We start from the raw sequence: 25,281 nt of genomic DNA on the forward strand, positions 1-25,281 counted from the left end.
CGCCTCAAATGCCTCGGCTACCAAGCTCCCATCCAGGCTCTTGCCAATCCCACGGGACCGAACACGTTCGCAGGGACGACGGCGGTGGTTGTTGGGAGAGCCCAGCTCACACGAAACCCCCAAAAACAAAAAGCCGGCGTTGCCGCCGGCTTTCGTTTCGATCCGCCTGTAAATTTGTATCAGTGCGCGGCTTCGAGTGCCGCTTCCTGCTTCGCGATGGTGCCCTTGACCGCCGACTGCACCTTTTCGAAGGCGCGGACTTCGATCTGCCGCACGCGCTCGCGCGACACGCCGAATTCGGCGGCGAGGTCTTCCAGCGTCATCGGCTCTTCAGCGAGCCGGCGCGCCTCGAAGATGCGGCGTTCACGCGGGTTGAGCACGCCGATGGCGCCGTTGAGCGCCTGCCGGCGGTGATCGAACTCCTCGTGCTCGGCCATGATGGCTTCCTGGTTGGGCGAGTTATCGACCAGCCAGTCCTGCCATTCGCCGGCTTCACCGTCGTCGCGGATCGGCGCGTTGAGCGACGCATCGCCGCCGAGACGGCGGTTCATGTCGATCACGTCCTGGGTAGTCACACCGAGCCGCTTGGCAATGATCGCCACCTGGTCGGGGCGCAGATCACCCTCGTCCAGCGCGTTGATCTTGCTCTTCGCCTTGCGCAGGTTGAAGAACAGCTTCTTCTGGTTCGCCGTGGTGCCCATCTTCACAAGCGACCAGGAACGCAGGATGTACTCTTGAATCGACGCCTTGATCCACCACATGGCGTAGGTGGCGAGACGGAACCCCTTGTCGGGTTCGAATCGCTTCACCGCCTGCATCAGGCCGACATTGCCTTCCGAGACGACCTCGGAAATCGGCAATCCGTAGCCGCGATAGCCCATGGCGATCTTGGCCACGAGCCTGAGGTGGCTGGTGACGAGTTTATGCGCCGCGTCGCGATCATCGTGCTCGCGCCAACGCTTGGCGAGCATGTACTCCTGCTGGGGTTCCAGCATGGGGAACTTGCGGATCTCGGCGAGGTATCTTGAGAGGCCGGATTCTCCATTGAGAACCGGCAACGTAGCTGTACGGGCCATTCGTGCGCCCTCCAGTGGTTCAGGCCCCCGATAGCGGCGGGCCCGGCAGGCGGCCGCTTTGTCAAAGCCGGACGCTCTGCGATGTTCCGCGTTGGATATTCAACGCACCCGCAACATACACGATCAGGGGTCCAATAGGGAAGGATTACTGACGTCAACTCCCCGTGTGGCTGGTATAACTTTTTGTAATGATAGTGCTTTTCCGAAAAGCCTGCGTCATAGCGCCGCCCGCAGGGCATTTTGCAGGAGAACGAGGTCCTCCGGCAGCGGGCTCTCCCAATGCAAAATCTCTCCCGTCCGCGGGTGCTCCAGGGCCAGGAGGTAGGCGTGTAACGCCTGCCGGTCGAGGTTGGTTAACGCCGCCCGGCTCCTGGGGGCGAGGTGGCTGGCCTTGGTCTTGAAGTGGGGGCCGTAGACGGAATCCCCCAATAATGGATGTCCGATATGGGCGAGGTGCACCCTGATCTGATGCGTGCGCCCGGTCTCGAGCTGGCAGGCGAGCAGCGAGGCCACCGGCTTGCCGTCGCGGGCAGCAAACGTCTCCTCCACTTCCCAGTGGGTCACGGCTTCGCGGCCGCCGTCGCGCACCGCCATTTTTTCGCGGGCATGCGGATGGCGGTCGATCGGCGCCTCGATCGTGCCGCGCTGGCGGTTCGGCACGCCCCAGGCAAAGGCAAGGTAGCCGCGCCGCATCTCGCCCGTGCGGCCGTGATCGGCAAACTGCGCCGACAGCGACTGATGCGCCCCGTCGTTCTTGGCGACCACCATCAACCCGGTCGTGTCCTTGTCCAGCCGGTGCACGATGCCGGGACGCTTCACGCCGCCGATGCCGGAAAGGCTGGCCCCGCAATGGGCGATCAGCGCGTTTACCAAAGTCCCCGTCTCGTGGCCCGCCGCGGGATGCACCACCAGCCCCTTCGGCTTGTCGATGACGATGATGTCGTCGTCCTCATAGACGATATCGAGCGCGATATCCTCGCCCGCGGGCTCGGCGGGGGCTGCTTCCGGCACGTCGATTGTGATCGTATCGCCGTTTCTGACATGATAAGCGGGGTCGCGGACGACGGCGTCCCTGACGGTGACGGAACCGGCCAGGATCAGCGCTTTCAGCCGCGAGCGCGACAGCGCCGGGCAGCGCACCGCCAGCACGCGGTCGAGCCGGGCAGCACCTTCGTCGCCGCCGACCGTGACTTCCAGCCTCTCGCCACCGCTAGATTCTTGCTGCAAAGAAAAACCTTATGACCGAAGACGCCATTCCCGAGCAGACCCCCGAACAGGCCGCCTTGTTTGCGCGGGTGCGGCGGATGATGCTGATCGCGAGCCTGACCACGGCGGTTGCCATCGGCGCCGTGCTCGTCGCCATCGGCTACCGCCTTTTCAAGTCGGATGGAAGCGTCACGACCGCGGCCGCCACCACTGAGGTCACCGCCACGCTGCCGAAGGGCGCCAAAATCCTCTCCACCGCGGTCGCCGGCGAGCGGCTGGTGGTGACGCTGGACGTCGGCGGGGCGACGGAGATCCGGACCTTCGACGCGAAGACCCTGCGGCCGGCAGGTACGCTGAGGTTTGCCAGCGAGCCGTAGCGCCGCGGGCGCTGGGGGTAAGAGCAGCTTCGCGTCATTCCGGGGCGATGCGAAGCATCGAACCCGGAATCTCGAGATTCCCCGGTGCGCAATGCGCACCTGAGGTCTGGTCCGTCGGACCATCCCGGAATGACGGCGGAGCCGCAAATCAGGACCTCATCCTGAGGAGCCCGCCAAAGGCGGGCGTCTCGAAGGATGGCCACAATCGCCAAGTCTGACCAAATGCGATTGCCCCGGCCTTGCGAACGGCCCATTTCGCGGCTATTCCCTCTTCCGTACGCTCCCTTCGTCTAGCGGTTAGGACGCGGCCCTCTCAAGGCTGAAACAGGGGTTCGATTCCCCTAGGGAGCGCCAAAAAAATCAACGACAAACGCGATGCCGTCGCCGTTCCGAATCAAGCGATGCTTCTCGGATGGTGCTGCTGTCAGGCTGGCATGCCGAGTCAGGGGGGCGCGGGTGCCCGTCTCCAGGCAAGCGCACGATCGCGGTCGCGCCCACCGATTCACTTTCGCAACATCTGCTTGAGCCGTCCGAACGCCCTTGCGACGACAATGCGGATCCAGCTTGTCCATGTCTGCAGCTTGGCTTCGCGCTCGACATGCCGAGCGATCTGCCTGCGCATCGTTGACGAGGCCATGGCGTCCGAGAACGCGGCGAGCCACTGCACTCGGCCGGACGTGATGATGTAGTGGGACTTGCAAGGTGCGTCGCAGACCGAGATCGACGGCCGCACGGTCGCGAAACCGTTCTGCTGCGACACCTGGTGACTGTCAGGCACCAAGAGCATAACGCGATGTCCGCAGCCGCAGGCGCAGGAAAGCGCAGCGACGTCGAATTCCGGGGAGTGGTAGAGGACTCCCTGTTCGAGTTGCTTGGGCAGGCGTTCGACGGCCCGATACATGAAGCTCACCATGCGTCCTATTCCATCTCCATCGTCGCCGTATCGAAGATGTACGACGTTGCCTCGTCCAGACGATCGAGCAGTTTGAAATGCTGCTTAAACCTGATCACGGCCATGACCGCGTTTAGCGCGTTCAACTCCGTGATCTGCGCCTGCTTGCGATACTCGTTTTCCTTGGCGTTCTCGACGGGCAACCGCGCGCTGCCGACGTTGTTGTCGTACGCCTTGCGGTCGGTGCCGGTGACGCGGACGAAACCGCTCAGTCCCACCAGGGACCTGTCCAGCCCCATCCCGCAGTCGATGTAGGGAATTCCTCGCGCGCTCAGCCAATCGACGATCAGCTTGCGGGCCGGGCCGTCGTCGACCGAGACGAAGACGAACTCGAAGCCGGCCAGGCGGTCGATGTTCGCCGAAGTGATGCGCTCGGGCACCGGCTCCAGGCCCGAATGCCAGTTGCCATACTGACGCGCCAGCGCATCCACCTTGAAGCCTCCGATCGCATCGGGAATGAACCCCGGGATCCGGAAGATCGTGTGGACGTGCACCTTGTCGTCGTCGAAGAGCGCGATGAGATCGACATGGGTCCGCGCAACGAAATCGAGGATGTACGAACCGGTCCCGCCCAAGCCGACGATGGCGATGCGCTTGCCGCGAAGCAGCGAGGAGACGTCGTTCATGTGATACCTCGAGGACATCATGTCGGGAAACCGCAGCGGACTGCCTTGGGCCGCGGCCTTCACCGCTATGCCGCCGAACGGCGTCGCGTCCGGGTACGCCGCCATCGCAGGCGCCGTGATCGCATCGAGATAGGTCTGCACCTTCTCCTCGAACGAGCGGTAGTCGCGGTTCGCGCCGTTCTCCTGCAGCTTGAACGAGAACGACTGATCGGTGACCAGATCCGGGGCGATGGTCACCTGATGCGCTCCGCCGCCGAGCCTGAGTTGCCGTTTCTGCTGGTCGAACGGCCGGGTGCCTCGCCACCATGCCTGGTGATTGGAGGGCTTGTCGATCACGGCCCCGTTGAGGTCGAGAGGGCTAGCCCAATCTCCATGCTTGAGCGCGCCGTGATCGTCGAGATACGGCAGGCCGTAGATGACGAAGTAGCCCCCGACGAAGTCGAGGTGGTAGCCGAGCTCCTCGAGATCCCTGATGAAGGGGTTATGATTCGCCAGTTCCGGCAACCCTAAAGCGCATGCCATCCTTCACCTTCACCTTCTCTCCGGGAGCCAAAGTGCCGTTCGGGTTTTCCGCCGGACCGTGCGAATACTTGACTAGGTATTCGTTCGACGGGCTGCCGCCGCTGCCGAGATAGAGATCGACGACCTGAGCGTAGGTGATGTGCTTCTTTTCGATCTGGTGCTCGTCAGTGTTCACGAAGATCTCGATCACCTTCTGGCTGTAGAAGTGCTCGTCTTCCTTCAGACGGATGCGCTCGCCGTCGCGCGGCACCGGCTTGTCTTCCTTGTCGCCGTCGACCTCGCGGTAGAGGCGCTGATGCGCCGGAATTCCCGCCAGGCCATAAAGGGCCTCGCCGGTGGTCGGGTTCGGCGATTCGTAGGCCTCCCGGTTGATGTGAATGCGCACCCGGTGCGCTGCGACCTCGACAGACATATCCAGTACCTTTCCGCGCTTCGGCGCTTGCGTTTTTCCCGAGCCGGTGTAGGCTGGTGTCTAGCCAGACAACAGTTGGCCCCGAAAAACGCCCCGTCCGGCACGCTGCCGGAGAGGGCGTGTTGTCCAGCTAGACAACATGTAAAAAACGGCAAAATTTTGGCGAGGAGGGACGATGCCGGAAACGGCGCTAGGGACTTGGTTGAAGAATTTGCGCAATCGCCGCAGCTTGAGCCTGCGGGAACTCGCCGATCGCAGCGGCGTCGACCACGCCTACATCCACCGCCTGGAAGCTGGGGTTAAGGAATCCCCTTCCGAGGAGGTGGTCGACAAACTTGTGTCGGCGCTCGCGCCGTCCAAGCGCGATGCCGAGATCCTGCGCTTCCTGGTCGAACACGGCAACATCGACATCAAGCTTGTCGATTTCGTCCGTGAGGATCCGAACGTCGTATTTGACGAATTTCACATGTTGACGACGGTGGTGAACCGCGGAGCGCGACCCGATTATGCGACCTCGCTCGCCCGCATCCGGAAATTCATGAAATAGGGGCACGGCCTATGTTCGATGAACTCGATATCGCAACGAAGGCGCGGGAGTTCATCAAGCTCTGCGGGCCGCCCGCCTTGCCCGTCTCGGTCCAAGCGTATGCGGCGCAGATCGGCGGGACGGTAGTCGAAGAGGCGTTGGGGGAGAACGAGGATGCGTGGTCCTTCCGCGACACCGGCGGCAAGTACCGCATCTGCGTGAACTGCGCGCAGAACCCGAGGCGCCGGCGCTTCAGCGTCTGCCATGAAGTGGCCCACGTCGCCCTCGGAATCGAGGCGGATCACTCGACTCCGAGCTGGAGCTATGCTCGCCGGCCGCCGGGCGAGATCGCCTGCGACGTCTTCGCCGCCGAGCTGCTGCTGCCCTATCAGTTGTTCAAACCTCGGGTCGACAGCGCCGACATCGGGCTGGCCTCGATCGGCGAATTGGCCGACGAGTTCGACGCGTCGCTGCTTTCCACCGGCTCGCGGTTCGCGACGTTCTCGCGCGAATTGTGTGCGTTCGTCGTCTCGGAAGGCGGCAAGATCCGTTACAGCGCCCGGTCGGCAGGTCTTCGCCAGGCCAAGGGCTGGATCAGACCGGGCTCGTCTCTGCCGTCCGATTCCTACAGCGCGCGCGTTCGCGCTGGCGAGAGGCCCTCCAGCCCCGAGGAAGCCGAGCCGGACCAGTGGTTCGAGGACTGGGAACGCGACGGGGTGCTCATTGAGGACACCCGGCATCTGGGACCATGGGACCAGACGCTGACCTTGCTGTGGTTCGACGAGGAGGAATTGGCGCCGCCGTCCGAACGAAAACATTGGGACGAGGACGCCTATCGGTTGCGGGAGCTCGACGGTGTGCTTCCTTGGCCCGGGCGAAACAAACGCAAGTAGGACGACGGCTCTACGCGGCGTCTGGGTTAACTTCGAGCCGCATGGCGTTGCGCGAAAGTCGCTCCGGGCGACTGTAACTACTCCGAGGGTTCTTCGGACTTGATCAGGAGGCTCAACATTATCTAGCTATGGCCCGCAGCCACTATATCCAGTCACGTTCGACGACCCTCGCGTTGCCGAGGGTCCCTTCAAAGCCGAATAGTGCAACGAAGGAACTGCGCGGATGTGGCTCCATCGCGCGATCCATTTGGCGGACGGCCATCATGAGGGCGTCAGCTTGCTCTTTAGAACGGAAGGCAAGCGCCTTGTTTTGATCGGCAGTCCACTCAAAATCCGCGCCCCGCTGGACTGCGAGATAGCGCGCTCCGGGAGCTTCAATAAGCCATTGAAAGTCTGCTTTCAGAGGCATTTCCTCGATCATGTGCCGCACCATGCCGTCAACCTGGCTGGCATCAAAGAGGTTGGTGCCAGACGGTTCATGCTTCATCGGGTGGGCTGTGCGCTCGTTGAAAGTCTTCTTAAAGCTGATGCCGCCGTCTGGGTTAAAGTTTCCGGGCAGCTTCCAGCCGAGGAAGCGGTCAATCATGTGTTTGATCTGATTTTCAGTTAGGGACATCTATATCTAGCTCCGTTGGGTGGTTACCGAATGGTACGATTCAATTTTTCTCTCTTAGTAGCTTCCGCGCTTCTCCTATTGACGCCTAGACCCGCCTCTGCACTTCGACCGCATCCCCGTACAGCCCATGCTTGTGCGCATTGGTGCGCCGAATTTCTGTGCCCCGCCGTGCACGCGGCAGCGCGTCTCGCTTGCGCACAGCCGACGAGCGGGACGCGTTGCCTCAGCGGGATCTAGAATCTATTTCTTGCACGTCGCCGGACGGATGACGGCGGCCGGGTCCGGCTCCTTATGGAATCGCGCGAGCAGCGGTCCAAGCGTCTCTCTTGACCAGAATTTCGGCGCTCCGATTTGCTTCAGGCAAACGGCGTTCCAATAGGGGCTGTCGGACGAACTCGGCCGGCGCGCCGAGACGGCTTGCGCAACCGCCTTGATGTCCTTCGATTCAGGGTAGATGTAGACCGTCGTCGGATCCTTCAGCAGCGGAATGATCTTGTCTGCATCGGGTCGCGACCAGCTCGTGCACCCGTTGCTGCGTCCGCCGGCGTAGTCCTCGAGCGTGCCGACCGGAACACACCCGTTTTCATTCGCGTAGGGACTCTTCGGCATCCATCGATAACGTATCTGTCTCAGCAGGACGGCCGCATGCCCGCCGATATCGCGCTCCCTGGCGTTGGCGGTCTCTCCCTCGCCGTCGAACTGAACGAATGAGCGCACCAGCACGGCTTCCTGTTTCGCCGAGGCGCGATAATAGCCCTTGAACAAAGTCCTCGTTTCGGCCGTCACATAGGCGCCGCCGGTCGTCAGATACGAATCCAGCGCATTGCCGAAATTCTTCACGCATTCCTTTCCGTTTCCGAAGTTCGCGACACCCTTGACGTTGCGGCCGCTGCCGTGACCCGTGCCAGCGGCGCGAAACGTCCGGTCGGCTTCGCAGATCGTGTAAAACCGCTTGCCCAATCCGCCACGGTGGGGGCGCGTCGCGTCCATGGCGAAGTAGCAGGGATTTTTGACGACGCCCGCGGTCACCTTCTTCAGATAGAGCGCGCGCGCCCGCTGCAACACCACCCGGGCGATCTGGCCTTCGCCGTCGCCAATATGGCTCCGCAGCCAAGCCGGAATGTCGGGCGCTTGCTCCTGCGCAAGCGACACAGTCGTCCCCCAAACGGCCATCGCGCCGATGAGACAAGGGCGCTTGATAAGGTGCATTCCTGAGAGCAGCAACGGAACACCTCAAACCCTGTTTGTCATAGCGATACCTCAGGGTTCGCCCATGACCAAGCGGCAAGTCGGAAGCACAGGCGAGGTCGTCTCACTTCATCTCTTCCAGCAACCTCCGCGCTTCACCCAACAGCGCCTGAATCCGCCTTCGCTCGGCGATCGCATCCTTGGTGAACCGCCCGTGCTTGCGCGCGTTCCGGTTTGCCCTTGGCGCGCCGGATCCCCGTGCGCCGCCGTGCATGTGGCAGCGCCTCTTGCCACGTCCCGCCGGCCTTCGGCACGAACCGCCGGAGCGGGTCTTGGCGCCACAACGCCGGCTCGCCAGCATCGGGCCGGTGTTGCGAGCGTGATCGCTCATGCTTGTGCTTCCTGCTCGGTATCTCCGGAATCCGGCCTTCGCGTGGAGCCCGACGCGTTTGCCCTCTTCCGCGCCGCCGCTGCCCGCTTCTTCTCCGAAACAACCACGCTCGCATGCTGCGTGACGTTGCCGACGATGGCGTTGCCGCCGTCTTCCACCTTCACGTTCTGCACGGTGATGGCGGGCTCGCCATGGCTGCGGTAGCGGTTGAGCGCGTCGATCTGGGCGGGGAACGTGCGGGCGAGCCGGCCCAGGGCGCGCGCGGCGCTGTCGTGCTGGGCGAGGTCATCAGCGCTCGCGAGGTGCTCGGCGCATCGCATCGCCATCACATGAACCGAAACCATTTGCGCCACCAGCATGGCCTCGACGGAATCCCGCGGGCGAAGGCTCTTCACCATCGAAATCATGAAGGAGAGGTTGACCTCGTCGGCACTGTCGCCGCTCACGCTGGCCCGCACCAATTGCCGGAGGATGCCGTCCATCGCTTCGCGCTCGGTGACCCCCAGCGCGCTCGCCATCAACTGTTCGCCGAGCTCCGGATCGGGATGGTCGATGGAGAACCCGTGCGGCGAGAGTTTTATGCGCGGGCAGGCGGCAGGTTTGGCCGGGTCGGTGGCGGCGACGTTGGGCATGGCGAGATCAGGAGCAGCGTTCATGTCGGGATTCCCTGGCACGCGCGCGTCGAGCGCACGCAGTTAGGCCACGCGCAGCGATCGTTCGCCGTGGCGAGGCGGTGCAAGTTCAATGGTGTGGAGGATTTTCCGGCCGCATAGCAGCCGGCGCGCCCGCTATTGCAGGTGCGACAGGTTGCAGCATTTCGGAATAATAGAAAAATACCCGTGATTTGCCCGGCGTGTCAACCCGCTTTCGAGCATCCGCGCCGGCCGCCGGCTACTGTGCATGGGGTTGTTTTCGATATTTTGGAATCGGGCATGTCGGAAGCGCACTGCGGCGGTTTGACTACGGCGCGCCCGCCAGATGCATGTCGGTGAGCGTGACCGAAAGACTTCGTGTCAGGAGGTCAACGATCGCAGCCCGCAGTTGCTCGCCTGAATCCGCGCCCTCAAACGTCCCCTCGACCGTCCGGCTTGGGCCGGCAAGCCTGATCATCTCGGTATTACCGAGCGGAGAAGCCGCTCTTTTGTCGATCACGTCGAAGGTCTTGCCATCGATGACGCGGACCTCGTAAAGCGCATGGACGATGCCATAGGATGCGAGCAACGTGCGGTACTGGGCAAAGCCAAGCCCCTCGACCTTCCGACCGGTGCCGAGTGTCGATTTCGCACGCGTAATCACGATGTAAGCATCGAGCCCCTGCGGCAGGACATTCCTGCGAACCAGAACTTTGAACGGGTCCCCACGGGCGAGATTGACGGGACCAATCGCCGACTCCTTGACGGCTGCAAACGCCCCACGGGGATAGCCCACCGTCTGCACCTGAAAGCGTCGGCTCATCAAGGCGGTGGCCTGCTGGACGATCAAGTCGTCGAGCTTCCAGGATTGCACCGGCACGCTCTCGATGCGGTTGTTCAATGGCGTAAGCCCGGCGCGTGTCATGCTTATCTCGTCGCCCATCGCCGAGATAATCCCAACCGTCTTGATCGCTTGCAGCCGCGTTGCGCGTGTCTCAAAGGCCGCGGCAGCGCTCAGTGACGCAGATGCGATGGCAAGGCCAACACATAGAGTGATCTTGCGCATGTTTGTCTATCGGATCTTGAAATCGAACGAGTAGGATGCGCCAAGGCCGATGGTGGTCTGGTTTGGCGTACCGCGGAGCTTCACGATCGGACTGTTGGCTGCGTCCCCAAGCAGCTTCTCGTACTCGACATAGGCGTGCACTTCCCATTGCGGATTGATTCGGTAAGAAACCTGGGCGCCGAATCCGACGGAGTAAGCGCCTCCTTTGGCGTCAAATGCCGGCAGGCCCGAAGCCAGTGATTGCGCGGCATCGACATCGAAATAGGGTGCGATCGCTTTCGCGCTCTTCCACGTGAAGCGTGGCCCCGCCGAGATGGTGAGCCGGTCAATCAGCGGCACGATGAAATCGGAGGAGAAGTCAGCTACCGTCCCCTTGTGGCCGCCTACACCTTGGCGCAGTTCGCTGCGCAGGCGAAGCCAGTCGACCGCATAATATTCGACGAACCCGCCGAACTCGAAGGCCGCCTTCACGTCGGCCAAGCCGTTCAGCTCGGAATGGTCGCTGCTCTTTCGTTCCTTCACGTACTTGACGGCGGGACCGGCGCGGAGATCACCAAAGTCGATCAGTGCAATGCTCGGACTATCGCGCGGGCCGCGAAACTCCTTCACCATCCCGGCGCGGCGAATGGAAAAGATCGGCACGGGACTGAGCATCCAGTTCTTCGATCCCGGGTAGTCTGGCCTATAGTCTCCGCCGATACCGATTGTAGCCGTCCAGTTGCCGGACGCGGACGGCAATCCGGGCACTTCAAAGGGCGGCGCCGGAAGCGTGAAAGCAGTCTGAGCTTTCGCCGGTTGAAAGCTTGCCACGATGGAGCCAAGGACAGCGATGGAAGCGGTCAGCAGCCGCGGTTGCACACCGCCCACTTGGCGGAGTGCGGCTTCGTCGAGATCTTTCATTTACTGGCCCCTGACCTCCGATGTCCCGGCAGGTCGGCTGGTGTGGTTCGTGCACACCGTATGTTTCGGCAACGTTGCCCGAAGATTGCCCGCCGATCCCCGCGGCCATCGACTCCCTCTCATGAATGGGATCTTCGGCCGTCGCGACCAACATTGCCCGAACATTGCCCGAGACTGCCCGCGCGCTAATTTTGCTCGTCGATATCGGTGCGGCCTTGGATTTGCCCACCTGGCTTGCCTTAAAGGAGGCCGTGCGCGAGCCGAGACGCTATAATTCGGCCGGGGAGTGTTTCGATCCAGGTCAATCGCTCCGCAATTGCAAAGGACCAGCGGCGTGCGCTCCCTCGTGATCGAAGATGAACCGGAGATCGGCCGCTACATCAGCCGGTTGCTCAATCCATTACATGGCATCGTTGATGTCGTCGGTTCGATTGCGGACGCCAGGCAGGCGCTCGACGGCTTCAAATATGATCTGGCCATTGTTGACCGGATGCTCCCCGATGGCGACGCCCTGGAGATCGTTGCGGCGTTAGGGCAACTGCCCGAACGGCCGGCCATCATCGTGCTGACGGCAAAGGACGCCAAGGAAGACGTCGTGGACGGTCTTAATGGCGGCGCGGACGACTATTTGGGCAAGCCGTTCGAGCCGCAGGAGTTGATCGCCCGGGTACGCGCCGTGTTGCGGCGTCCCCGTCAGCTCGCGCCGCCGGTGCTTTCCTTTGGCAATGTCGAACTTCATCTCAGCAGCAGTGAAGCCATCGTCGCGGACGACCGCGTCCTGCTGCGGCGCCGCGAGGCCTTGATCCTTGCCGCGCTCCTGATGCGCCGGGACCGTATCGTCACGCGCGACGCGCTGATCGAGCAGATATACGGCTTCGACGACGAGATCGAGTCCAACACGCTCGAGGCCCAGGTGTCCAGATTGCGGAGGAAGCTGACCGAACTCGGCAGCGACATCGAAATCCGGAGCATGCGAGGCATCGGCTACATCCTGCGTATGGCAAAGCGTCGATGACCTCGATCGCCCGGACTTTCGCGGTATCGCTCGGCATTGTGGCGACAGCCATCTTCCTTATCCTGCTCGGTATCGTCGTCTGGAGGTATTACACGCATGCTCGTGACGCCTCTTGCCATGTCGCGGCAGCCATCCTCGGTCGCGCCACTGTGGTCAATGGCCGCACTCTGACCATCCGCCCGACCAGCGCTCTGGAGGAGTTGAAATCGGGCAGCCCGCAACTTTGGTACGTCGTGTCCGCCGGCGATCTGGTCGACGAGTTCGGCCCCGAACGCAGACCGACTCTCCCCTTCGCGTTCCCCTACACCGGACCCGCCGGCTTTGCCGCGTTCAACACGCTGGACAGGAACAGAACCGTCTGCCTCTCGGTCGTGCAAAGGGGAGCGTTGCAACTGACGATGATGATCGCAGACCCTCAGCCCCGCTTTGGCCAGGAGATAGCGACCTTCATTTCCCGCAATGTCTTTCCCTTCGCACTGCTTGCGCTGGGATTCGCGACGATCGTCGGAATCGGTGCAATGCTGGCTGCCCGCTTCGTTTCACGCAGCATCGAACGCGTGACGCGGCTGGCGCTCGCCATTGATCCGGCGGCGCCGCAAGGTTTGATTTCGTTGTCTCAAGTGCCGCGTGAGTTGAAACCGCTGGTCGAAGCGCTGAACCGCGCTTTCAGCGAGATCGACGCCTATATCAAGATGCAGCGCCGGTTCCTGGGCAATGCCGCCCACCAACTGCGAACGCCGCTGACGCTGTTACGCGCAAAGATCGAAGAGGTACCCGAACCATCTTTGAAGGCGGCGCTCGTGAGCGACGTGCGCCGCCTGACTTCGCTCGTCTCGGCCATGTTGGACCTCGCGCGCCTGCAAAATCACGTCATCGAGAAGCGTCCAATCGACCTCTCCGTCGTGGTGCTGGAAACGCTTGCGGATTTCAGTCCCTCGGCTCTGGATTCCGACATCGAACTTGCGCTGGAGCAGGCCGAGGACGGCCCCTTCATCGTCCAGGGGGTCGAGGCCGCCATTCGCAGCGCACTCGCTAATCTTGTCGGCAACGCGTTGATCCATGCGCGCGGCGCGCAACGCGTCACGGCCACTCTAAGCCGCGGCGGCGTTTCCATCCATGACGACGGCGCGGGATTCCCATCTGGCGCCGAGCACAAGCTCATCGAGCCTTTTCAGACCGGTAACGGCGCAAGCGCAGGCGCTGGCCTCGGGCTTTCGATCGTTAGGGAGATCATGGCCGCTCATGGCGGAGAGCTCGTCATCAACTCGCGCGCCGGGCAGGGAACGACGATGTATTTGCGCTTTCCCTGCTCAGAGCACCAAGACACGTCAGCACACGCGCCAAATTCGTCCAACAAAAACGTCCAACATGTCGTCGCACATTTGAAAGAATCCTTGTCGTGAGGAAAAATTTCCATTCGTCTTGGAGGGTGCCGGACTGCATCTTGCTTCGATCGGGATCATTCGCAGGACGGGCGTCGATTTCGCAAGAATCCTCCATGGTGAACAGCGGCTGGTCCTGCATCGTCAACTGCAGGTGGCCGCTGAATTGCTGGCGAACTCGCGCATCGCCGCCGTGTACGACAAGGGTGCCGGCAAGGGCGCCGTGATATTGCGCGAGACCACCGCGCGATCGGCGGCCGATGGCGCGCCGCTCTTTACCTTCGTCATGGCGATTGTGGCGCGCGGCGACGGCGGGTTTGGCGGACCGCAAGGGTCCGGCCCTGAGCCTCATCAGCAGATGAGATCGCGACCGACATTTGGCGTGACGGCGACATCGTCTCGTTCAGGTGCCGGGTCCCGTGCGCGACGTCGTCGTTCTCGACCACGGCCGATGTCTCCTTGCAAGGGCTCGATAATTCGAGGGAGCTGGCGAGCGGCCTCCGGACCGGGATTCGTTTTCGGTTCCGGCGGCAATCGCTTGGCGCGTCGGCCTTGAATCTACCGCGTTCAAAACGCGCTATGGGTCGGAAATACCGGCTTGCGTCTTTCCTTCACCGCGGCAATTCCTTCCCTCAGCTCGGGACCGGTGAAGGCATGGAATTCGAACGCGAGCGAAGCATCGAAGATCGGACCGGCCATGCGCAGCCAGTGGTTCATGGTGTACTTGGTCAGGCGGATCGCGGTGGGCGGTCCCTCCGCGAGCTGCGTCGCGACTTGCAAGGCCTTCGCATCAAGCTCGGCATCATCGACGGCAAGCGAAACCAGTCCGATGCGTTCCGCCTCCTCGCCGGTGATGGTGTTGCACATCAACAGATGATATTTGGCGCGCGCCATGCCGCACAGGATCGGCCAGATGATCGCCGCATGGTCGCCGCAGGCAAGCCCGATGCGGGTGTGGCCGTCGATCAGCTTGGCGGTCCTGGCAACGATTGAAATGTCCGCCAGCAGGGCGCAGACCAGCCCGCCGCCGACAGCGGGTCCACGGACCGCGCTAATGATCGGCTTGGTGCAATTGATCATGTTGTAGACGACGTCACGTGCTTCGCGCAGGTTCTTCATGCGCACGTCGAAATTGTCCACCATCTCCTGCACCATATCGAAATTTCCGCCGACGCAGAAGGCATCCCCTGCGCCGGTCAGGATCACGCAGGCGACGCTGTCGTCGCCGCTGATGTCGTGCCAGACGCGGACCATTTCGGGATGCATCACTTCGTCGATCGAATTCATTTTGCCCGGATTGTCGATCGTGATCCGCAACACCCGTGGGTGCGGCCGGTCGAAGCGAAGGCGGCGGTAGCCGGCATAGAGGTCGGACATCGCGTTTCCTTTGTCAGTTTGCTTGCCGGATGGCTTGTCGCCTTCAGGGAAATCGGCAGTGAGGGTTGACCAGGTGAGGGAAGCATCCTAGACATAAGCAACCGCTTAGTAAAGACTAAGCGACTGCTTATGAAGGGCTGATGCGCTCTGGGCCCTGTCTTGGAGAGAAATTGATGTCCGCGGTGAATGACGACCTGCTTGATCCGGAAATCGTCCAGAACCCTGCGCCCTATTATCAGTTGTTGCGCGAGCATCATCCGTGTCACTGGAACGAGCGTTGGCGCGGTTGGGTGCTGTCCCGCTACGAAGACGTCTACAACGCCCTGCACAGCAGCCAGATGCTGGCCGACCGCATCACGCCGTTCTTCCAGACCCGGCTTTCGGAGGAGGAACGACGGCACTTTGCGCTGACTTACGAGGTGCTGCATTCCTTTGTCGTGTTCCGCGATCCGCCTGATCACACCCATCTGCGCCGGATTTTTGCCCGCGCATTCATGCCAAAATCGAGCGCGACAATGCGCGATGTGGTTGCAGGCTATGTGAAGGATTTTTTCGACGAATGGGAAGGGCGCGACATCGTCGATCTTAACCGCGACTTCGCCTATCCGTTTCCGGCCAACGTCATTGCCTCGATCATCGGCGCCCCCCGTGAGGACGTGCACCGCTTCCATGCCTGGGCGGACGCCTTGACAACTCTGTTGCTCGCTGGCGTCGGCGAAGAGCAGCGAATGGATCGCGCCCAGAACGCGCTGATCGAGTTCAAGGACTATCTCGCCGGGCTTTATGAGGAGCGCCTCAGGAAGCCGCGAAACGACATGATGAGCTGGCTGATGGAGGTGCAGCGCAACGATTCCGCGCTAACCCGCGATGATGTCCTGCATTCCTGCATCCTGCTGGTCAATGCCGGCCATGAAACCACGCAGGACCTGATTTGCAACACGCTGACGACACTGCTGAAAATGCCGGAGCAGCTCGATCTGCTTCGTGAAAATCCGGCCTATATGAAGACCGGGATCGAGGAGGGGCTGCGCTTCAACGGCCCGCTCAAGGGCACCATGCGGGTGGCCGGCGCCGATATGAGCATTGCCGGCAAGTCGGTGCGCGAGGGCGATCGCATCCTGCTCCTGATGGGCGCGGCCAACCGCGATCCGGCCAAGTTCAGGGATCCCGAGACCTTCGACGTCACGCGTAGCCCCAATCCGCATCTCTCCTTCAGCCATGGTATCCATTTCTGTCTCGGCGCGCCGCTGGCGCGGATGGAGATGGAGATCGCCTTCAACGAGATGCTGCGGCGCTTCCCGAAAATGCATCTGACGAGCGAAATCAAATGGGATCCGCGGATCCTCGGGCGCAGCATCGCCCCTCCGATCAATCTCATGCTGGGATGAACGGGATGAATGACCGCAAGTTGATCCGGGTCGAGGTCGATCCCAATCTCTGCGTCGGCTCGGGCATGTGCGTGAACTTCAACCCGGACCTGTTTCAAATTCAGCCCGACGGGCACGCTGCCTATGTAGGCCGGAAGCTGGATGAAATGGCCGCGCTCGATGCGGCGGAACTCTGTCCGGTTTCGGCCATCAATCTGATCTACGAAGAGCAACAATGAACAAGAAGATACAGGGGAAACGTCGATGGCCACGAAAGGGCGCTGGAAGACGGCGCTGACCTATGGCGACAAGCAGTCCGTGGTGATCCGCGGCTACAGTCTGGGCGAACTCGTCGGCAAAGTCTCGTTTGCGGAGGCGTTCCTGCTGCTCGCCCGCGGCGAGCTGCCGCCGCCGGGACACGCGAAAACGCTGGAAGCGATGCTGGTATCGGTGCTCGACCACGGCATTGTGCCTTCCAGCATCGTCACGCGCTACCTCGCTTCATCCGGAACGCCGATCCAGGCCGCAGTGGCCGGCGGCATCCTGGCTTTTGGCGACATCTATGGCGGCGCGTGCCAGCAACTCGCCGAGCGGCTGGTTCATCACCGCCCGCTGATCGATTCCGGCAAGCAGTCGCTGGAGGAAGCCGCCCAGGAGATCGTGCGGCACTTTTCGCTGCGCAAGGAAAGGGTGCCCGGATACGGGCATGCACTGCATCCCGAGGGCGATCCGCGGGTGCCGAAGCTCTATTCCATTGCCGACGCAAATGGAGTGACCGGCAGTTACTCGAAGCTTGCCTTTGCCGTACAGGACGAACTCGGCCGCGCCAAGAAACGTCCGCTGCCGATGAACCAGGATGGCGCGCTCGCCGCGCTCGGCCTCGACATGGGCCTCAACTGGCAGATCGTCCGGGCGCTCGCCTTCGTTCCGCGCAGTGCAGGACTCGCGGTTCATGCCGTCGAAGAAATGACCCGCGAGGATGGCTGGCGCCATGTGCCGGACGACGAGGTCGACTATGACGGGCCGCCGCTTCGTCCGCTTGGCAGGGGTTGACCATGGCCGGTGTGCTGCAAGGCTTGAAGGTCGTGGAGTTCACCCACATGGTGGCCGGTCCTGCCTGCGGTCAGGTGCTCGGCGATTTCGGCGCCGAGATTACCAAGGTCGAGCCGCCGCAGGGCGATATCACCCGCCGCATCGGCCCGAAGGCCGGCGACGTGGCGGCGCTCTATGCGTCCACCAACCGCAACAAGAAGGCGGTGTGCATCGACATCACCGATCCCGCCGGTGCGGCCAAGGCGCGGCAACTGGCGTTGCAGGCCGACGTCGTGATCTCCAATCTCGATACGGCCATGCTCAAGCGCGCGGGTCTTGATGGGGCGTCGCTGCGCCGCGATGAACCGAGCCTGATTTGTGTCGAGATTACCGGCTTCGGGCAGGGCGGGCCCGCCGGCACCGACGGCCTCGCCCAGGCCGCCATGGGTCTGATGGCGACAACCGGCGCCGTTGAAGGGCCGACCTTCCGCACCGGACCGTCCGTCGTCGACGTGTCGACCGGCGTCTGGGCGGCGCTTGGCGTGATGGCCGCATTGGAAAACCGCCGCGTCACCGGGCAGGGTGATTTCATCCAGGCTTCGCTGGCCGATGTCTGCCTGTACATGCAGTATCCGCACATCACCATGTATGGCGCTGCGCCCGAAATGGTCCGCCGCAACGGCAATCATTCGGTGGTGTCCTGCACGCCCAAATTCGAGGTGGCCGACGGCATGATCCAGGTCACCGTGCTGCATCAACGGCACTGGCAGGCATTGTGCCAAAAGGTCGGGGCGCCCGAACTGGCCGACGATCCGCGCTTTGCCGGCAACGACCAGCGCTGCGATGCGCAGGGCCTGATCGAGCAATTGCTCAATCCCTTGATGCGCAAACGCCGCCGCCATGAATGGGTCGAGTTGCTGCGCGCCGCCAAACTGCCTTGCGGACCCGAACGCGACTATTCCGAAGTAACCGTGGATGCGGAGCTGCACGCGCGCGGCATGCTCTACCATCTGCCATCCGGCGATGGCGGCAGCTTACAGGTACGCATGCCGCTCGAGTTTGCCACCACCCAGCGCGCCGAGCCGCAAGCGCCGCCACCGCTCGCAATGACGCCGGAGCAGGGTTGATATGCCGTCCGGGGCGCTGCCGAGGTTCGAGCTTTCGGCCGGCGAGCTGGAGCTGCTTGCCTTTGCGCGGGCGGTGACCGCGCCCTATGCCGCGCGCGAGCAAGGTCCGCTGCCGCTCGCGACGCTCCGGGAGATCTTCCGCAAGCTGGAGCCGTCGGGCTATCTCGGTTCAATCCTGCCGCTCGCGGCCGGCGGGAAGGGCCTGTCGCCGCTGGCGTTCGCAGCCCTGGTCGAAGGACTGTCGCCGAGCCTTCCGCTGCTCGGCAACCACAGTGTGCAGCGTTATCTCCACGATTTCGGATCGCCCGCGCAGCGCAAGCGGTTTCTGCCGGGCTTGCTGTCGGGCGACGACATCGGGGCGATCGCCATCAGCGAGACCCAGGCCGCCTCCGATTTGTCGCGCATCGAAACCGTCGCAAGACGTCATGGTCGCGGCTGGAAGATCACGGGACGCAAGACCTGGGTTACCCATGGCATGGTGGCTTCCCTCTTCATCGTGTTGGCGCGGAGCGGCGAGACGCCGGAGCATTTCACGCGCTTCATCGTTACGCCCGACATGGCGGGCTTCGCGCGCCGTCCTCTCGAGCCGATCGGATTGACGCATCTCAGCTTCGCCGAGCTCGAATTGAACGATTGCGAGGTCTCGGACGAGATGCGCCTGGGCGGTGAAGGCGAGGGCGCAAGCGGGGCCAAGACGGCGTTTCCGATCGCGCGCGTGCTCGCCGCCTTGCAGGCGCTGGGCATCGCGCGGGCCGCGATCGATATCGCCGCCGATTATGCCCGGCAGCGCATCGTTGCGGGGGTCGCCCTGGCGGAACGCAGTCTCGTTCAGCGTGGCCATGCGGAATTGTGGGCGCGGATCGAGGCGGCCAGGCTCTTGAGCTACCGCGCCGTCGCCGGCCTCGGCAGCTCCGATGCGAACATGCTGGCGTCGGGCGCCAAGGCGATCGGCGGCGAGCTCGCGCTGGAGGCGTGTCAATGGGCGGCCGACTGCCTTGGTTCGTCGGGATTGCCGGCAACGCACCATTTGCACCGGCTCCAGAACGACGCGCGAATGATGTCCGTTGTCGACGGTACTTCGCTGCTCAATCATCTCGTGGTGGCGCGCCGCGGCATCGCACGCGGATTTTCTCCGAGCGCAAGATACTGATGCGCGAAAAATGAAAGGACCTGTTGCATGATGCAGTGCAGCGACTGCCTGCCAGTTGACTTCGATCAGGCGACGAATAAGCTGTCGCTTACTAAATACTAAGCGGGTGCTTATCTCGTATGTCGTACGGTCCGAATGTCGCTTGTCTCGCCGACCTCGTCGGTATTGCCGTTCGCCGCAATCCCGGCGCGGTGGCGATCGAGTTCGAGGACGGCAGCCGCACCTACGGGCAGTTCTGGGAGCGCGCCAATCGTTGCGCGCAGGCGATGCTCGCTTTGGGACTCGATGCCGGCGACCGTATCGTGCTGTTCGCCGACAACAGCCCGGAATATCTCGAGACCTATGTGGGCTTGCAACTGGCAGGTCTGGTGGCCGTTCCCGCCAATTACCGGCTGACCGCGGAAGAACTCGCCTATCTCATCAACAATTCCCGTTCGAGCGCGCTCGTGATCGGCGAGGAATACCTGCCGCTGCTCGCGGCCCTGCGAACCAGGATTCCGTTCGGATCCGGCAGGATCGTGGTGATCGGCAACGCGAGAGATCACGCCATGGCTTACGAGCGGCTAATCGCCGCAGCGCCGTCAAGCGGGATCGTGAGCCGTGCGCGCCCGCACGATCCGGGTGCGATCTTCTATACGTCCGGCACCACCGGCTTCCCCAAGGGCGCGATGATGAGTCATCTGACGATGCTCACTCGTTTCAGCTCATGGGGATGGCGGTTCGGCATCACCGAGGACGCGGTGACGCTGGTGCCCGGGCCGATCTTCCATCAATCCTTCGGCTCCGTCGCGATTGTCTCGCTGTGCGTCGGGGCGCGGGTGATCCTGCGCTCCGAATTCAGAGGCGAGGAGATCCTGAATGACATCGATCGTTGCGGCGTGACCTGGTGTTTCCTAGTGCCGAAGATGATCTCGACGCTACAGGAGGCGGCGGCCCAGGGGGCGCGGGTCGGCGAATGCAGCGCGTTGCGCGGCATCATGAGCTCGGGCGCGCGCCTGCCGACACCGCTGATCGACGGCTTCGAGCAGATGTTCCCGAAAGCGCGGCTCTCGGACGCGTATGGCTGGACCGAAAGCGGCTGGCTCACCTATTGCCGTCACGAGGACCTTATCGCCAGCAATCGCTCGCTTGGACGCGCCTCTTTCGGTTGCGAAGTCGCGATCCTGGACGAGGAGGGCAAGCGATTGCCTCCAGGGGAGGCAGGTCAGATCTATGCGATCAATCCGGTGCCCTTCATGGGCTATTTCGACAATCCCGAGGCGACGGCCGCGATGCGCGTCGGCAAATGGGAGACCGGCGGCGATGTCGGCGTGATGGACGAGCAGGGATTCCTGCATATCCTCGACCGCAAGCGCGATACCATCATCAGTGGCGGCGAGAACATTTATCCGGCCGAGATCGAGCGCGTGCTGGTGGAGCATCCAAAGATCCTCGAAGTCGCCGTCGTCGGCGTCCAGGACCGGACTTGGGGCGAGTCGCCGCGCGCCTGCGTGGTGCTTCGCGACGGCGAAGCGATCACCGACGAAGAGGTGTTCAGCTTCTGTGTCGGCAAGCTTGCGAAATTCAAACATCCGAAATCGATGGTCGTGCTTGACGCCTTGCCCCGCAACAGCATGGGCAAGGTGCTGCGGCGCGAACTCAGGGAACAGTTCTGGACTCAGTAGGACAGTAGGGAGGGGAGCGCCGTGACCGTTTCTGGATTAAAACTTTGGTTGCTTGCCGCGGCGGCAAGCGTCGCCTTGAATGCCGCCGCGTCGGCGCAGACGGTCAAGATCGGCATGGTCAACAGCTTGACCGGCCCGCATGCGAGCTTCGACCTGCCCGCGGCCGAAGGCGTCCAGATGGCTTTCGACGAAATCAACAAGAAGGGCGGTATCACCGTCAAGGGGAAGAAATACACCTTCACGCTGGTCTCGGAGGATGCGCAATCCAAGCCCGAGCTCGCGGTAAGCGGCGCGCAAAAGCTGCTGCGGGACGACGACATCAAGGTCGTCTTCGGCATTCTGACCAGCGGCCCCGGAATGCCTGCCGCAACACTGTTCGGCAAGAGCGATATTCTCTATTTCGGCGGTTTCACCCTGCTGGACACGTTGCTCGGCAAGCCCGGCTTCGAACTGGCCTTCCGCACGCTGGATGCCGATTCCGTGGTGTCAAAGTCGTTCGTGCCGACCAGCGTGAAGGAATTGGGCGTCAAGAAGGTCGGCATCCTGCTTCCCAACGAGGACGTCAGCCGCTCCATCGTCGCTGCCTACAAGCCGCTGCTCGAAGGCGCGGGCGTGACCGTGCCCATCGTGGAATATTTTCAGCCCGACACATCGGATTTCGCGCCGGTGCTGCGCAAGTTCCAGAACATGGAGCTCGACGGGCTGCTGACCGGCACCAATGACGCGATGGTCGAGGCCATCGTCCGCCAGAGCACTGAACTTGGAAACCTTCCGAAAAAGTTTCTCTACCGCGGCGGCTCCGGCGCCCCGGGCATCAAATATTCGAAGCAGATCGATGGGTTCGTCTGGCAAATCCTGACCCGCGACCTCGATTACGCCAGCGAGAACAAGGTCAAGGAATGGATCGAACGCTACAAGGCTTTCACCAAGAAGGACATGTCGCCAAACACCTATTGGGCCCTGACCTTCTACGACACCGTGTTCATGATGGCGAAGGCCATGGAGCAGGTCGGGTCGGTGACGGATTTGAAGGCGATCGCCGCCAGCATCAAGGGCATGCGCTATGACGGCGTGCGCACGATGCGTTTTGACAAGGATGGCCGCGCGCAAGCCGACATCGACATCGGCATCCTGAAGGACGGCAAGATTTCCTCGGTCCGCGCTCCCTTTGAGTAGACGAGGGAGTCCATGCTGCTTGACATCGCCCAGACCGCCGTCGACGGATTGATGGTCGGCGGCCTCTACGCCACCGTTGCCGTCGGGGTGACGCTGGTGTTCGGCATCATGGGCATCCTGAATTTCGCCCATGGCCAGATGGTGATGCTCGGTGCCTACGTCGCCTTCTACAGCGTGACGACGGGCCTCGGCTTCTGGCCGGGGCTCGCGCTCGCCGCCCTCAGCATGGCCCTGTTCGGTCTGATCCTGGAGCGCCTGATCTTCCGTCACACCCTGACCGACCACATGGCCGGTCTCACGGTGTCGCTCGGCATCATCATGGTGGTGGAACATCTGGCTTCCGCGGTCTTCACGCCCGATCATCGCACCTTCGATCCGCCGCTCGCGGGCAGCGTCCGGTTCGCGGGCATGACGCTGTCGGCGCAGCGACTGCTGGTGCTCGCCCTCGTGCTGCTCCTGGTTGGCGCGTTCTATTTGTTCCTGCAAAGGACGCGCTTCGGCAAGGCGATTCGCGCGATGGGGCAGAATCGCACCGGCGCCGCGCTGGTCGGCGTGCAGATCACGCACGTTACCGCCGCGGTATTCGCGATCGGCAGCGCCATGGCGGGAGCCGCCGGCGCGCTCTATGGCAGCCTGTTTGCGATCACGCCCTATATGGCCGCGGCGCCGTTGATGAAGGGCTTGATCCTCACGGTGCTCGGCGGGCTCGGCAGCGTGCCGGGCGCCGTCGCGGCCGGATTTCTGCTCGGCCTCGCCGAGAGTTTCGGCTCGCGTTACCTCTCCGCCTCGTTCCGCGACGGTTATGGCTTCGTGCTGATGATCGTGGCGCTGCTTTACTTCCCGACCGGCCTGTTCGGCGTCCGCGGAACGGCGCGCGTATGAAGCCGATAGCTCTCGTCGCGCGGGCCCTGCCGTATGTTGGTTGGCTGCTGCTGGCGGCGCTGATCTTCGTTCCGGCATATGGCGGATCGCGCTATCTCGTCTACATAGGCACGCTGATTGCGCTACAGGCTGCGCTCGCCACGTCGCTCAATCTGATTGTCGGCTATGCCGGCCAATTCGCGATGTCGCATGCCGCCTTCTATGGATTCGGCGCCTACGCTTCCGCCATCCTGATCAACAGCGCGGGCCTGACATTCTGGTGGTCGATTCCGGCGGCCATGCTGGCGGCTGCCGCCATTGCCGCGATCATCGGCTATCCGGCGTTGCGTTACACCGGCGGCGTCTATCTCGCGCTCATCACCTTTGCCTTCGGAGAGCTGGCGCGGCTGACCGCCGCGAACTGGCAGGACGTGACCGGCGGCCCCATGGGCATGCGCATCACCTACGCACCGGAGGCACTGTTCGGTTTCAACTTCGCAAACAGCCGCGGCATGTACTGGATCGCGGTCGCCATGCTGCTGGTCACCCTTGCGGTCGTGTTCTTCATTCAGCGTTCCCGCTTCGGCCGCGCCTTGATCGCCGTCCGCGAGGACGAGGTGCTCGCCTCCTTCCTCGGCATCGACGTGATGCGTCACAAGATGATCGCCTATGTGATCAGCTCAGCCCTCGCCGCGATGGTCGGCACGCTATACGCGCCGATGATGAGCTTCATCTCGCCGGAACTGCTTTCGGTCCATGAAACGATTTCGCTGGTCGGCATCGTCATCCTCGGCGGTGCAGGCACGCTGGCAGGGCCGATCGTCGGGACCTTCGTGTTCCTCGGCATTCCCGAGCTTCTCCGGATCGAGAGCCTGTATCGCCTCGTTGTTCTCGGCGTGGTGATCGTGCTGGTCGTGCTCCTGATGCCGCAGGGCATCGTCGGCGTCGCAAACCGCGTCCTGAAGCGATGGCAACGCCCGAAGCCGGCCCCGCCGCCGGCCGAAGCGGAGAACTGACATGCTGCGCATCGACAATGTCAGCAAGCGCTTCGGCGGCCTGGTGGCGCTGCGCAACATCACGCTCGAGATCCGCAAGGGTGAGCTGAGCGGATTGATAGGCCCGAACGGCGCCGGCAAGACCACGCTGTTCAACGTGGTGAGCGGCTTCCTGCGGCCGACCGAGGGGCAGATCTTCTTTGACGGCAAGGACATCTCCGGCTTGCCGCCGCACGAACTGGCCATGCGCGGCCTGGTGCGCACCTTCCAGGGCGCGCGGGTGTTTCCAAAGCTCACCATCCGCGAGAGCCTGCGTATCGCAGGCCATTTGCCGCTCGGGCGCGGCGCGCGGCGGCAGCCGGTCATTCCGGACGTGCTGCATGAATTCGGATTCGAAAAATACGCCGACGAGCCGGCGGGCTCGCTGCCGAGCGGAGTAATGCGCGAGCTGGGCATCGCCATGGCGATTTCGACCGGCGCCTCGATGCTGCTGCTCGACGAGCCGGCGGCAGGGCTGAGCGCGGAAGAGGTTGCCAATCTCCAGCGCGTGATCCGCCGTGTGCATGCGGCCGGCGTTACTGTCTGGGTGATCGAGCACAATCTGCATTTCCTGATGGGGCTGGTCGAGCGTGCCGTGGTGGTGGACGCCGGCGGCATGATTGCCGACGGCCTGCCGGGCGAGGTCACGCGCGACCCGCGGGTGATCGAGGCCTATCTCGGAGCCGAAGCCCATGCTGCGGGTTGAAGATCTT

General features: G+C 62.8%; 27 protein-coding genes, 1 tRNA gene and 1 pseudogene. 17 read left to right on the plus strand and 12 right to left on the minus strand.

What is annotated here, in order from left to right:
• Nucleotides 1-179: 179 nt before the first annotated feature.
• Entirely contained in the window at nucleotides 180-1,076 is an 897-nt protein-coding gene (gene rpoH, locus JQ628_RS29300; RefSeq protein WP_212228509.1) for an RNA polymerase sigma factor RpoH, read from the minus strand.
• Between the two features lie 216 nt (nucleotides 1,077-1,292).
• Nucleotides 1,293-2,303: an RluA family pseudouridine synthase gene (locus tag JQ628_RS29305; RefSeq protein ID WP_249128579.1), complete on the minus strand. Its 1,011-nt coding sequence runs from the start codon at nucleotides 2,301-2,303 to the stop codon at nucleotides 1,293-1,295.
• An 11-nt stretch (nucleotides 2,304-2,314) separates the two neighbouring features.
• Between JQ628_RS29305 and JQ628_RS29310 the strand changes: the two genes are divergently transcribed.
• Together JQ628_RS29310 and JQ628_RS29315 are read left to right on the plus strand one after the other, a co-directional pair.
• Nucleotides 2,315-2,659, plus strand: coding sequence for a hypothetical protein (locus JQ628_RS29310; RefSeq protein WP_212228511.1), 345 nt, complete (start codon nucleotides 2,315-2,317; stop codon nucleotides 2,657-2,659).
• A 279-nt stretch (nucleotides 2,660-2,938) separates the two neighbouring features.
• A tRNA-Glu gene (locus JQ628_RS29315) sits at nucleotides 2,939-3,013 on the plus strand.
• Nucleotides 3,014-3,161: 148 nt separating this feature from the next.
• Here the strand turns inward: JQ628_RS29315 and JQ628_RS29320 are convergent.
• From JQ628_RS29320 to JQ628_RS29330, 3 genes are read right to left on the minus strand one after another with little or no spacing between them, the layout of a single operon-like run.
• Entirely contained in the window at nucleotides 3,162-3,572 is a 411-nt protein-coding gene (locus JQ628_RS29320; RefSeq protein ID WP_212228513.1) for a DUF6527 family protein, read from the minus strand.
• 5 nt (nucleotides 3,573-3,577) lie between these two features.
• Nucleotides 3,578-4,759, minus strand: a complete 1,182-nt coding sequence (locus JQ628_RS29325; RefSeq protein WP_212228515.1) for a ThiF family adenylyltransferase — start codon at nucleotides 4,757-4,759, stop codon at nucleotides 3,578-3,580.
• Nucleotides 4,719-5,171, minus strand: a complete 453-nt coding sequence (locus tag JQ628_RS29330) for a multiubiquitin domain-containing protein (RefSeq protein ID WP_212228517.1) — start codon at nucleotides 5,169-5,171, stop codon at nucleotides 4,719-4,721. The genes JQ628_RS29325 and JQ628_RS29330 overlap by 41 nt, the downstream gene beginning before the upstream one ends.
• 175 nt (nucleotides 5,172-5,346) lie before the next feature.
• Between JQ628_RS29330 and JQ628_RS29335 the strand changes: the two genes are divergently transcribed.
• Both JQ628_RS29335 and JQ628_RS29340 read left to right on the plus strand, forming a co-directional pair.
• Complete coding sequence (locus JQ628_RS29335; protein ID WP_212228519.1) at nucleotides 5,347-5,718, plus strand: helix-turn-helix domain-containing protein; 372 nt, start codon at nucleotides 5,347-5,349, stop codon at nucleotides 5,716-5,718.
• 11 nt (nucleotides 5,719-5,729) lie between these two features.
• Complete coding sequence (locus JQ628_RS29340; RefSeq protein WP_212228521.1) at nucleotides 5,730-6,590, plus strand: ImmA/IrrE family metallo-endopeptidase; 861 nt, start codon at nucleotides 5,730-5,732, stop codon at nucleotides 6,588-6,590.
• Between the two features lie 142 nt (nucleotides 6,591-6,732).
• On the opposite strand, the gene JQ628_RS29345 is transcribed toward JQ628_RS29340, so the two are convergent.
• From JQ628_RS29345 to JQ628_RS29370, 6 genes are all read right to left on the minus strand, one after another.
• A complete protein-coding gene (locus tag JQ628_RS29345) occupies nucleotides 6,733-7,206 on the minus strand; it encodes a hypothetical protein (protein ID WP_212228523.1) in 474 nt (157 codons plus the stop codon).
• 240 nt (nucleotides 7,207-7,446) lie between these two features.
• Nucleotides 7,447-8,415 (minus strand): hypothetical protein, encoded by a 969-nt coding sequence (locus JQ628_RS29350; RefSeq protein ID WP_212228525.1) that lies wholly within the window; start codon nucleotides 8,413-8,415, stop codon nucleotides 7,447-7,449.
• 103 nt (nucleotides 8,416-8,518) lie between these two features.
• Nucleotides 8,519-8,785: an HGGxSTG domain-containing protein gene (locus JQ628_RS29355; protein WP_212228527.1), complete on the minus strand. Its 267-nt coding sequence runs from the start codon at nucleotides 8,783-8,785 to the stop codon at nucleotides 8,519-8,521.
• Nucleotides 8,782-9,441, minus strand: coding sequence for a hypothetical protein (locus JQ628_RS29360; RefSeq protein ID WP_212228529.1), 660 nt, complete (start codon nucleotides 9,439-9,441; stop codon nucleotides 8,782-8,784). Before JQ628_RS29360 ends, JQ628_RS29355 begins: the two co-directional genes overlap by 4 nt.
• Nucleotides 9,442-9,745: 304 nt before the next feature.
• Complete coding sequence (locus JQ628_RS29365) at nucleotides 9,746-10,483, minus strand: hypothetical protein (protein ID WP_212228538.1); 738 nt, start codon at nucleotides 10,481-10,483, stop codon at nucleotides 9,746-9,748.
• A gap of 6 nt (nucleotides 10,484-10,489) precedes the next feature.
• The gene (locus tag JQ628_RS29370) at nucleotides 10,490-11,383 is read right to left on the minus strand and encodes a MipA/OmpV family protein (RefSeq protein ID WP_212228540.1); all 894 of its coding nucleotides are present in this window, start codon (nucleotides 11,381-11,383) and stop codon (nucleotides 10,490-10,492) included.
• A 334-nt stretch (nucleotides 11,384-11,717) separates the two neighbouring features.
• Between JQ628_RS29370 and JQ628_RS29375 the strand changes: the two genes are divergently transcribed.
• From JQ628_RS29375 to JQ628_RS34995, 3 genes and pseudogenes are all read left to right on the plus strand, one after another.
• Complete coding sequence (locus tag JQ628_RS29375) at nucleotides 11,718-12,398, plus strand: response regulator transcription factor (protein WP_212228542.1); 681 nt, start codon at nucleotides 11,718-11,720, stop codon at nucleotides 12,396-12,398.
• Entirely contained in the window at nucleotides 12,395-13,801 is a 1,407-nt protein-coding gene (locus JQ628_RS29380; RefSeq protein ID WP_212228549.1) for a sensor histidine kinase, read from the plus strand. Before JQ628_RS29375 ends, JQ628_RS29380 begins: the two co-directional genes overlap by 4 nt.
• Nucleotides 13,802-13,817: 16 nt before the next feature.
• Nucleotides 13,818-14,336: pseudogene (locus tag JQ628_RS34995) on the plus strand (FAS1-like dehydratase domain-containing protein); the annotation flags it as partial.
• Between the two features lie 11 nt (nucleotides 14,337-14,347).
• Here JQ628_RS34995 and JQ628_RS29390 read toward each other — a convergent pair.
• On the minus strand, nucleotides 14,348-15,157 hold the full coding sequence (locus tag JQ628_RS29390; protein WP_212228553.1) for an enoyl-CoA hydratase/isomerase family protein: 810 nt from the start codon (nucleotides 15,155-15,157) through the stop codon (nucleotides 14,348-14,350).
• A gap of 173 nt (nucleotides 15,158-15,330) precedes the next feature.
• Here JQ628_RS29390 and JQ628_RS29395 point away from each other — a divergent pair, with 173 nt between their 5' ends.
• From JQ628_RS29395 to JQ628_RS29440, 10 genes are all read left to right on the plus strand, one after another.
• Nucleotides 15,331-16,545 (plus strand): cytochrome P450, encoded by a 1,215-nt coding sequence (locus JQ628_RS29395; RefSeq protein ID WP_212228555.1) that lies wholly within the window; start codon nucleotides 15,331-15,333, stop codon nucleotides 16,543-16,545.
• Between the two features lie 5 nt (nucleotides 16,546-16,550).
• Complete coding sequence (locus tag JQ628_RS29400) at nucleotides 16,551-16,763, plus strand: ferredoxin (RefSeq protein ID WP_212228557.1); 213 nt, start codon at nucleotides 16,551-16,553, stop codon at nucleotides 16,761-16,763.
• A gap of 25 nt (nucleotides 16,764-16,788) precedes the next feature.
• Nucleotides 16,789-17,577 (plus strand): citryl-CoA lyase, encoded by a 789-nt coding sequence (locus JQ628_RS29405; protein ID WP_212228559.1) that lies wholly within the window; start codon nucleotides 16,789-16,791, stop codon nucleotides 17,575-17,577.
• A gap of 2 nt (nucleotides 17,578-17,579) precedes the next feature.
• Nucleotides 17,580-18,683, plus strand: coding sequence for a CaiB/BaiF CoA transferase family protein (locus JQ628_RS29410; RefSeq protein WP_212228560.1), 1,104 nt, complete (start codon nucleotides 17,580-17,582; stop codon nucleotides 18,681-18,683).
• 1 nt (nucleotide 18,684) lies between these two features.
• The gene (locus JQ628_RS29415) at nucleotides 18,685-19,833 is read left to right on the plus strand and encodes an acyl-CoA dehydrogenase family protein (RefSeq protein ID WP_212228569.1); all 1,149 of its coding nucleotides are present in this window, start codon (nucleotides 18,685-18,687) and stop codon (nucleotides 19,831-19,833) included.
• A gap of 119 nt (nucleotides 19,834-19,952) precedes the next feature.
• On the plus strand, nucleotides 19,953-21,497 hold the full coding sequence (locus tag JQ628_RS29420) for a class I adenylate-forming enzyme family protein (protein ID WP_212228571.1): 1,545 nt from the start codon (nucleotides 19,953-19,955) through the stop codon (nucleotides 21,495-21,497).
• Nucleotides 21,498-21,518: 21 nt separating this feature from the next.
• On the plus strand, nucleotides 21,519-22,673 hold the full coding sequence (locus JQ628_RS29425) for an ABC transporter substrate-binding protein (RefSeq protein ID WP_212228573.1): 1,155 nt from the start codon (nucleotides 21,519-21,521) through the stop codon (nucleotides 22,671-22,673).
• Nucleotides 22,674-22,685: 12 nt separating this feature from the next.
• On the plus strand, nucleotides 22,686-23,555 hold the full coding sequence (locus tag JQ628_RS29430; protein ID WP_212228575.1) for a branched-chain amino acid ABC transporter permease: 870 nt from the start codon (nucleotides 22,686-22,688) through the stop codon (nucleotides 23,553-23,555).
• On the plus strand, nucleotides 23,552-24,550 hold the full coding sequence (locus JQ628_RS29435) for a branched-chain amino acid ABC transporter permease (protein ID WP_212228577.1): 999 nt from the start codon (nucleotides 23,552-23,554) through the stop codon (nucleotides 24,548-24,550). The genes JQ628_RS29430 and JQ628_RS29435 overlap by 4 nt, the downstream gene beginning before the upstream one ends.
• Nucleotide 24,551: 1 nt before the next feature.
• Nucleotides 24,552-25,274 (plus strand): ABC transporter ATP-binding protein, encoded by a 723-nt coding sequence (locus tag JQ628_RS29440; protein WP_212228824.1) that lies wholly within the window; start codon nucleotides 24,552-24,554, stop codon nucleotides 25,272-25,274.
• Nucleotides 25,275-25,281 lie beyond the last annotated feature (7 nt).

Source organism: Bradyrhizobium lablabi, assembly GCF_018129385.1.
GTDB classification, from domain to species: domain Bacteria; phylum Pseudomonadota; class Alphaproteobacteria; order Rhizobiales; family Xanthobacteraceae; genus Bradyrhizobium; species Bradyrhizobium lablabi_C.

Bases quoted from the DNA above. Each gene is read 5' to 3' on its own strand.
- rpoH (WP_212228509.1), bottom strand. From the start codon at position 1,076: ATGGCCCGTACAGCTACGTTGCCGGTTCTCAATGGAGAATCCGGCCTC.
- JQ628_RS29310 (WP_212228511.1), top strand. From the start codon at position 2,315: ATGACCGAAGACGCCATTCCCGAGCAGACCCCCGAACAGGCCGCCTTG.
- JQ628_RS29320 (WP_212228513.1), bottom strand. From the start codon at position 3,572: ATGGTGAGCTTCATGTATCGGGCCGTCGAACGCCTGCCCAAGCAACTC.
- JQ628_RS29325 (WP_212228515.1), bottom strand. From the start codon at position 4,759: ATGGCATGCGCTTTAGGGTTGCCGGAACTGGCGAATCATAACCCCTTC.
- JQ628_RS29330 (WP_212228517.1), bottom strand. From the start codon at position 5,171: ATGTCTGTCGAGGTCGCAGCGCACCGGGTGCGCATTCACATCAACCGG.
- JQ628_RS29335 (WP_212228519.1), top strand. From the start codon at position 5,347: ATGCCGGAAACGGCGCTAGGGACTTGGTTGAAGAATTTGCGCAATCGC.
- JQ628_RS29340 (WP_212228521.1), top strand. From the start codon at position 5,730: ATGTTCGATGAACTCGATATCGCAACGAAGGCGCGGGAGTTCATCAAG.
- JQ628_RS29345 (WP_212228523.1), bottom strand. From the start codon at position 7,206: ATGTCCCTAACTGAAAATCAGATCAAACACATGATTGACCGCTTCCTC.
- JQ628_RS29350 (WP_212228525.1), bottom strand. From the start codon at position 8,415: ATGCACCTTATCAAGCGCCCTTGTCTCATCGGCGCGATGGCCGTTTGG.
- JQ628_RS29355 (WP_212228527.1), bottom strand. From the start codon at position 8,785: ATGAGCGATCACGCTCGCAACACCGGCCCGATGCTGGCGAGCCGGCGT.
- JQ628_RS29360 (WP_212228529.1), bottom strand. From the start codon at position 9,441: ATGAACGCTGCTCCTGATCTCGCCATGCCCAACGTCGCCGCCACCGAC.
- JQ628_RS29365 (WP_212228538.1), bottom strand. From the start codon at position 10,483: ATGCGCAAGATCACTCTATGTGTTGGCCTTGCCATCGCATCTGCGTCA.
- JQ628_RS29370 (WP_212228540.1), bottom strand. From the start codon at position 11,383: ATGAAAGATCTCGACGAAGCCGCACTCCGCCAAGTGGGCGGTGTGCAA.
- JQ628_RS29380 (WP_212228549.1), top strand. From the start codon at position 12,395: ATGACCTCGATCGCCCGGACTTTCGCGGTATCGCTCGGCATTGTGGCG.
- JQ628_RS29390 (WP_212228553.1), bottom strand. From the start codon at position 15,157: ATGTCCGACCTCTATGCCGGCTACCGCCGCCTTCGCTTCGACCGGCCG.
- JQ628_RS29395 (WP_212228555.1), top strand. From the start codon at position 15,331: ATGTCCGCGGTGAATGACGACCTGCTTGATCCGGAAATCGTCCAGAAC.
- JQ628_RS29400 (WP_212228557.1), top strand. From the start codon at position 16,551: ATGAATGACCGCAAGTTGATCCGGGTCGAGGTCGATCCCAATCTCTGC.
- JQ628_RS29405 (WP_212228559.1), top strand. From the start codon at position 16,789: ATGGCCACGAAAGGGCGCTGGAAGACGGCGCTGACCTATGGCGACAAG.
- JQ628_RS29410 (WP_212228560.1), top strand. From the start codon at position 17,580: ATGGCCGGTGTGCTGCAAGGCTTGAAGGTCGTGGAGTTCACCCACATG.
- JQ628_RS29415 (WP_212228569.1), top strand. From the start codon at position 18,685: ATGCCGTCCGGGGCGCTGCCGAGGTTCGAGCTTTCGGCCGGCGAGCTG.
- JQ628_RS29420 (WP_212228571.1), top strand. From the start codon at position 19,953: ATGTCGTACGGTCCGAATGTCGCTTGTCTCGCCGACCTCGTCGGTATT.
- JQ628_RS29430 (WP_212228575.1), top strand. From the start codon at position 22,686: ATGCTGCTTGACATCGCCCAGACCGCCGTCGACGGATTGATGGTCGGC.
- JQ628_RS29435 (WP_212228577.1), top strand. From the start codon at position 23,552: ATGAAGCCGATAGCTCTCGTCGCGCGGGCCCTGCCGTATGTTGGTTGG.
- JQ628_RS29440 (WP_212228824.1), top strand. From the start codon at position 24,552: ATGCTGCGCATCGACAATGTCAGCAAGCGCTTCGGCGGCCTGGTGGCG.